The sequence below is a fragment of the uncultured Veillonella sp. genome (genome assembly GCF_905209685.1).
In the GTDB taxonomy this organism is placed as follows: domain Bacteria; phylum Bacillota; class Negativicutes; order Veillonellales; family Veillonellaceae; genus Veillonella.
The window spans coordinates 1-6,311 of sequence record NZ_CAJLUB010000108.1 but is presented as its reverse complement, the minus strand read 5'-3'; the positions used below and the strand labels follow the sequence as shown (position 1 = coordinate 6,311).

The following is a 6,311-nucleotide window of genomic DNA, read 5'->3' as shown; positions in this document are numbered from 1 at the left end:
AACGCTTAATAGCATAACAATACAGACTAAGGACTCTCTTTGGAGGGTCCTTTTTGGGTTATAGGACAAAAAGTGTTGCTGTTAATGCCGATGGAGCTAGTTAAATACTGGCTCTATCGGCATTTTATCTTTTTGAGTAACTTTTACATATAGGACAAAAAGTGTTGCTAAAAAGTCTGAACCCCCTTGATTTTACTGACTCAAATAAGGTTTTATCTTTCTAGAAAGATATATTTTTTAGAAGGAGTATAATTATGAAACTAGTCAGATGCCCTAGTTGTGGTTTCGTTTGTAAGAAAAATGGTAAAACAAATGCGGGTTCTCAACGTTGGTATTGTAATCAATGTTCTTGCTCATTCACAAATAAAGTGAATAAAACTAACAATAATTTACAGATGTTTTTGGATTGGTTATTTGGTAAACACACACAGTTAGATATGGCTGGTGATGGCCGTTCATTTCGGAGAAAAACATCACAGTTTTGGGAGCTTTGGCCGTTACCACCAAAAGTTGAATCATCAAGTAGCGTAGCATTTGTTGATGGTATTTATTTAGCTAGAAATGCTTGCATTTTAATCTGTTGTAATGAGACGCATGTCTTAGGATGGTATGTTTGTAGATATGAACACTCTAAGGCTTGGGAGGCTTTATTACGACGTATTTCATCACCTACAGTAGTTGTATCCGATGGTGGTACCGGCTTTCAAAAGGCATTAAAAAAAGTTTGGCCGAAAGCCAAACTACAAAGATGCTTATTTCACGCATTTCAACAAGTAAAACGCTATACAACAATACGTCCTAAAACGATTGCTGGCTGTGAATTATATGGAATTGCAAGGGATTTATTAACGATACACACGCAAGATCATGCTGTGAAGTGGGTACAAAACGTTATGTCATGGAAAGTACGACATAGAGTATTTCTATCAGAAATAACCGTTGATGAAAATGGTACGATACGACCAAAACACGAACGACTTATAAAAGCAGAAAATTCCTTAGTTAAATTAATCAATAAAAGATGTTTGTTTACTTACTTAGATACATCGTTGAAATGTACCTGTCCAGCTACTAATAATCGTATAGAAGGTGGCGTAAATGCTCAGTTACGCGCTATGTTACGTAATCATAGAGGAATGTCTATTGAAAGACGAATAAAAGCGGTGTTCTGGTGGTGCTATATGCACTCACCGAACCCGCTTTCTAATGCAGAAATACTTAAGGTTATGCCGACCAACAAGAGTATTTCTGATATATATCATACCATACATGAACAATCTAGGTTAGAAGCCTCTATTCCAACTTGGGGTGATGCTATTGTTTGGAGTGATTTGCATAATTATGATCGCCTATTTACCAATCTTTGGGACTGAAATAGCAACACTTTTTGTCCTATAACCCAAACATCAGCTAATAGAAAAAGGCTATCGAATCAACATCGATAGCCTTTTATGTTTATATCATTAGTTTATATCATTATTTATGAATTTTTTTAGCTATGTCACCAATGATTTCAGGTGTTGTTCTACAGCAACCACCTATTATCTCTGCCCCAGCATTACGCCATACATCAACATAATCTACAAATGATGCAGGGTCGCCATACCAGGTCTTAGTTTCACTATCATAGCTTTCACCAAGATTAGGATATACAGCAATCGGTTTATCCGTAACAGTCCGAATATCCTTAATCAAGGACTCTACGTATTCCGGCTTAGTACAGTTGACACCAATACCAGTTATAGGTCTAACCTTGTCGATCATCTCCGCGCATTTAATGATGGTTTCACCACTAGAAACATGATGTCCATCTTTACAAGAAAAGGCAATCCATCCTGGAATTCCTCTCGATGTGTATGGGTCAGACATGGCGCGAGCAATGGCAATGGCTTCGTCATAAGACGGGATAGTTTCAAAGGATAATATATCCGGGTTTTCTTCACAGAATAATGCTAACCGAGGAATATGGAATACTTCGAGATATTCAGTTTGCACATCAGGATATCCACGGTACTCAGATCCATCCGCCAAAAATGCACCATATGGCCCTACAGAAGCCGCCACTAATGGTTTAGGCAATGCACCTTCAGAAAAATATCTAACCCCATCTGGAGTCTCTTCACCAAGTGTAATCCCCCGCAATGTAAGTGCTCCAGTCGCCTTAGCCTCTAAAAACTCATTGCGAGCTTGTACAGCTAAACGAACGGATAATTTAACGAGCTCTATGGCCTCTTCCGTACCATAACCTAATCCTTTAAAGCCAGCTACCGTTGCTTGATATCCAGAACTTTGAATGATATCTGCCCCGGCCGCCAAGTACGAGATATGTATTTTTTTGATGATATCTGGTTGGTCCATAAGAATCTTAGCAGACCATAATTTATGCTGAAGATTACAGCCGTAACGCTCTAACTCTGATCCTAACCCACCATCTAAAACGAGGGCGCCCTTCTCTTTAATTATATCTAAAAATGCACGTCGTTTAGCCATCATATCACCCATTCTATACTACCTCATATCATTTGAGGTTTACTAAACGTATTATAACAAATAATACGCTTAGGTTCTATCTACAAACTATTTTAAATCCTCTGCAGGTGGCTCTTTACCAAACCATTTTTTATAAATCTCTGCATATTTGCCATTGGCTTTAATCTTAGCCAAACCATCGTTAACTTTATTAAGAAGCTCTGTATTGCCTTTCTTCACAGCAATACCAAGTGGTGCCGCATCATAGTCCTCTCCAGTGACCTTTGCGATACCTTTACCCTTTCCATTAACATAATATTCGTTTACCGGCGTATCATTAATAACGACATCAACGCCTCGATTTTGCAATTCTAAGAAAGCATCAACAATGATATTAAATTGGCGTACATCTGCATTAGGAATCTTGCTAGCAATTTCTGCCCCTGTAGACCCGATAGATACACCAATGCGTTTGCCTTCTAGATCCTTAAAGCTATTAATATTTGTGTTATCTATATTAACAACGAGACCATTACCTGCAATGTAGTATGGTTTGCTAAAATCTACAGATTTAGCACGGTCTTCAGAAATGGTCATATCTGAAATAGCTATGTCGATGGTATTACTTTGTAATGCTGGTAACAGTGCATCAAAGTTCAAGTTTTGAATATCTGCTTCAATGCCCTCTTCTTTTGCAATAGCATTGATAATATCAACATCAAAACCAGCTATCTTGCCGCTATCTTTATCTTTAAAACCAAATGGTGCATAGGTCGCATCAGTACCAACGCGCCATGTTTTTTGACTCGTGCCTGTATTGCCACAACCAGCTATAAACAAGCTACTAGCAAGTGTAAAAGCTCCTAACAGAGCTGCGATTTTCTTAAATTTCATAATTGCCTCTACTTAACCCTGTTTACTTAGAAACAGGAGTTCTCTTTAATCAACTATTATATCTATACTTACATTATGAGCATAATAAAAATAATACCTATAAAGGTATTCTAGTATAATCATAACATTCGATATAGTTAGGGTCAATTAATCCGACTATATCAATAGGTATTATATTAATATAGTTTTTAGTTATACCGAAGAAATTATTATAGATATAGCAATAAAACTAGAATTAATAATAAAAAGACTGCCTTTACCAAGAAAATAAAAACTCGGTAAAGGCGGTCACCCACAAAGCAGAAAAAAACAGCAACTTTTTTATGAAGTTGCTGTTTTTGTTTATATAATTTTATAAAGCAGTAATAAAAGTTAAACCACCTAATATCACGCCCGCTGCATTAGGAACGATGAGGATCCAGTCTTTTTTAGGTTCTTTTGTCCAACCATACATTACCCAAATTAAACAAGAAACTGCTGCGAATAGTGGTTGGAATGGTTGAGCTGGTGCTCCGTTTAAGTTAGCGATAATTTGTGGAATATATGCAATAAAAACAAAGATCCCAATAATAGCTCCAATAGATCCGACAAAGCGATTAATTTTTTGTTTAGTAGACATATAATACCTCCTAGTTTTTTGTTGTCTCATAAAGAAAAGATACTGTCAATAATTATGTGTAAACACTCAAGTAGAGTTACGGAGTTTTAATCAAATAAGCTTTCAAGTGTGTCAGAACATTAGCCAACTCCTTTATGGATTCGTTGACTTTGCTTGACCCTGTTTACTTAGAAACAGAAGTCTCTTTAATCAACTATTATATCTATACTTACATATAAGAATATAATACTATAATACCTCTAGAGGTATTATAGTATTATGATAACATTCGATATAGTTGATGTCAATTAATCTAACTATATAAATGATAACATTCGATATAATTGATATCAATTAATCTAACTATATAAATAGGTTTTACATCCACATAGTTTCTAGCTATATCAAAAAATTTTCTTGCTATATAAAAAAACCGCCTTTACCAAGAAAACAAAAACTCGGTAAAGGCGGTCACCCACAAAGCAGAAAACGCCTAAGGATTTTTACTCAAATAAAACACTCACATGCTTAAAGATATATCTTACTCATTATTTAGCTTTTTTAGCTTTTACGTACATAGCTACTTTGTACAAGAATACACAGAGTAACAAGTACATTACGATACTGAGGTATGTTGCTTCCGGTGTTTCAACCCAGTCTTGAGCGAATACATCAATGCCGGCAATACGAAGTACGGCACTGAATAAAGAACCAATAGCACCACCAGCTACGAGACCAGATGCAATTGTGCTACCTTTGGAGAAGCGAAGATCTGCCAATTCTTTATCTTTTGTACTGTTTTGTACGAAGTATGCAATCAAACCACCGATAAGTAATGGTGTGTTGATTTCCATTGGCAAGTAAGTACCAAGGGCAAATGCCAATGGTGGAACTTTTACCATCCACAAGATGATTGCGAATAATGCACCAGCCATATATAGAGGCCATTGAGCACTACCGCCAGTCATCATCGGCTCAATGATAGCAGCCATAGCATTCGCTTGTGGCGCATTTAATGCATGGTCCCCTACGAAGCCATATGCATCGTTTAAGAGGATCATAACGCCGACAGAAAGTACGGCACAAAGAATGGTACCAACGATTTGCCATTGTTCCATTTTCTTAGGTGTAGCACCTGTCATGTGTGCTACTTTAAGTTCAGACATGAAGTTACCAGCCATACCGATGGTTGTACCAATGAAGGATGCCATCATGAGGACTGCAATCATACCTACTTTACCAGTCATGCCTGCAGCTGTTAAGCATACAGCAGAAATGATAATCATGAAGATTGTCATACCAGATACTGGTTCTGTACCTGTATAAGCGATGGAGCTAATACCTACTACAGATAATAGGAAGGACATGATAAGAACGATTAAGAATGCTACGATTGTTTGACCGAAGCTTTCAGCATACATAAAGTGGAAGTATGCTGCGAATAGAACTGTACATAACAAGATGCCAGCGCCAATCCAAGATGTAGGCACGTCGCGTTGTGTACGAAGCAAGTTAACATCTACAGTTTTGGAACTGAAAATATCAAGCACTGCATTTTTAACAACACTAGCTACGACTTTGGACATATTGAGCAAGCCGATGATACCTGCCATAGCAAGCATACCGATACCAATATGGCGAACATAGTCTAAGAATACTTTACGAATAGGAGCTTCTGCAAGCGGAACTGCATGACCATTGATTTGCATGATATGTTCCGGAGCTAAATAGTATACGATTGGAATACATACGAACCAAGAGAAGAAGGAACCAGCTGCGATAATAGCCGCATACCGTAAGCCTGTGAAGTAACCAAGGCCAAGCAACGCAGCATCTGTATCTACAGCAGCATTTAACTTAGTAGAATCTGCTAGCGCAGAACCCCATTTAAATGCAGTAGTACGGATAACCTCTTCCCACCAGCCAAGGCTGTTAAGAATAAAGTCATATACAAGAGCGATAAGACCAGAACCAAGCATGAGTTTCGCTTTGCTACCTTCATTACTCATTAGTACTTCAGCAGCAGCACGACCACTTGGAAACGGATACACATAGTGCATTTCCTCAACGAAGTAGCGACGGAACATAACGCATAATAGAACACCAAGTACGCCACCAAGGATGATAGGAATCGCCATTTGTACGAAGGATACATCTGTAACATTCCAAATGTATAGAGCTGGCAAGAAGAACATCGCACCAGCTAATGTGTTCGTACTAGAACTAGCGATAGCCTGAATGTGAACCGTTTCGGCAAAAGCATTTTGCCGTTTCAAAATAACTGCTGTACCCATAGCAAGTACAGATACTGGAGCAAAGGCATCTACTGTTTGACCAATTTTCAAACATA

5 protein-coding genes are annotated in these 6,311 nt (G+C 37.8%); 1 reads left to right on the top strand and 4 read right to left on the bottom strand.

The features are described from left to right. Positions 1 to 254: 254 nt before the first annotated feature. Positions 255 to 1,373 carry an IS1249 family transposase gene (locus tag QZ055_RS07540; protein WP_295825754.1) on the top strand — a complete coding sequence of 373 codons (1,119 nt, stop codon included), beginning with the start codon at positions 255 to 257 and terminating at the stop codon, positions 1,371 to 1,373. A gap of 103 nt (positions 1,374 to 1,476) precedes the next feature. Here the strand turns inward: QZ055_RS07540 and mmuM are convergent, their stop codons facing one another. The 4 genes from mmuM to QZ055_RS07520 all read right to left on the bottom strand — a co-directional run. Continuing rightward, positions 1,477 to 2,490 carry a homocysteine S-methyltransferase gene (gene mmuM / locus QZ055_RS07535; RefSeq protein WP_316059262.1) on the bottom strand — a complete coding sequence of 338 codons (1,014 nt, stop codon included), beginning with the start codon at positions 2,488 to 2,490 and terminating at the stop codon, positions 1,477 to 1,479. An 87-nt stretch (positions 2,491 to 2,577) separates the two neighbouring features. Further along, positions 2,578 to 3,363: a basic amino acid ABC transporter substrate-binding protein gene (locus tag QZ055_RS07530; protein WP_295825752.1), complete on the bottom strand. Its 786-nt coding sequence runs from the start codon at positions 3,361 to 3,363 to the stop codon at positions 2,578 to 2,580. Positions 3,364 to 3,715: 352 nt separating this feature from the next. Continuing rightward, a complete protein-coding gene (locus QZ055_RS07525) occupies positions 3,716 to 3,982 on the bottom strand; it encodes a SemiSWEET family transporter (RefSeq protein WP_295825750.1) in 267 nt (88 codons plus the stop codon). Between the two features lie 527 nt (positions 3,983 to 4,509). After that, positions 4,510 to 6,311, bottom strand: a 1,802-nt coding sequence (locus tag QZ055_RS07520) for an OPT family oligopeptide transporter (protein ID WP_295825748.1), incomplete at its 5' end; no start/stop codon positions are given.

Excerpts from the sequence above, each read along its gene's own strand:
- QZ055_RS07540 (WP_295825754.1), top strand. The coding sequence starts at position 255 with ATGAAACTAGTCAGATGCCCTAGTTGTGGTTTCGTTTGTAAGAAAAAT.
- mmuM (WP_316059262.1), bottom strand. The coding sequence starts at position 2,490 with ATGGCTAAACGACGTGCATTTTTAGATATAATTAAAGAGAAGGGCGCC.
- QZ055_RS07530 (WP_295825752.1), bottom strand. The coding sequence starts at position 3,363 with ATGAAATTTAAGAAAATCGCAGCTCTGTTAGGAGCTTTTACACTTGCT.
- QZ055_RS07525 (WP_295825750.1), bottom strand. The coding sequence starts at position 3,982 with ATGTCTACTAAACAAAAAATTAATCGCTTTGTCGGATCTATTGGAGCT.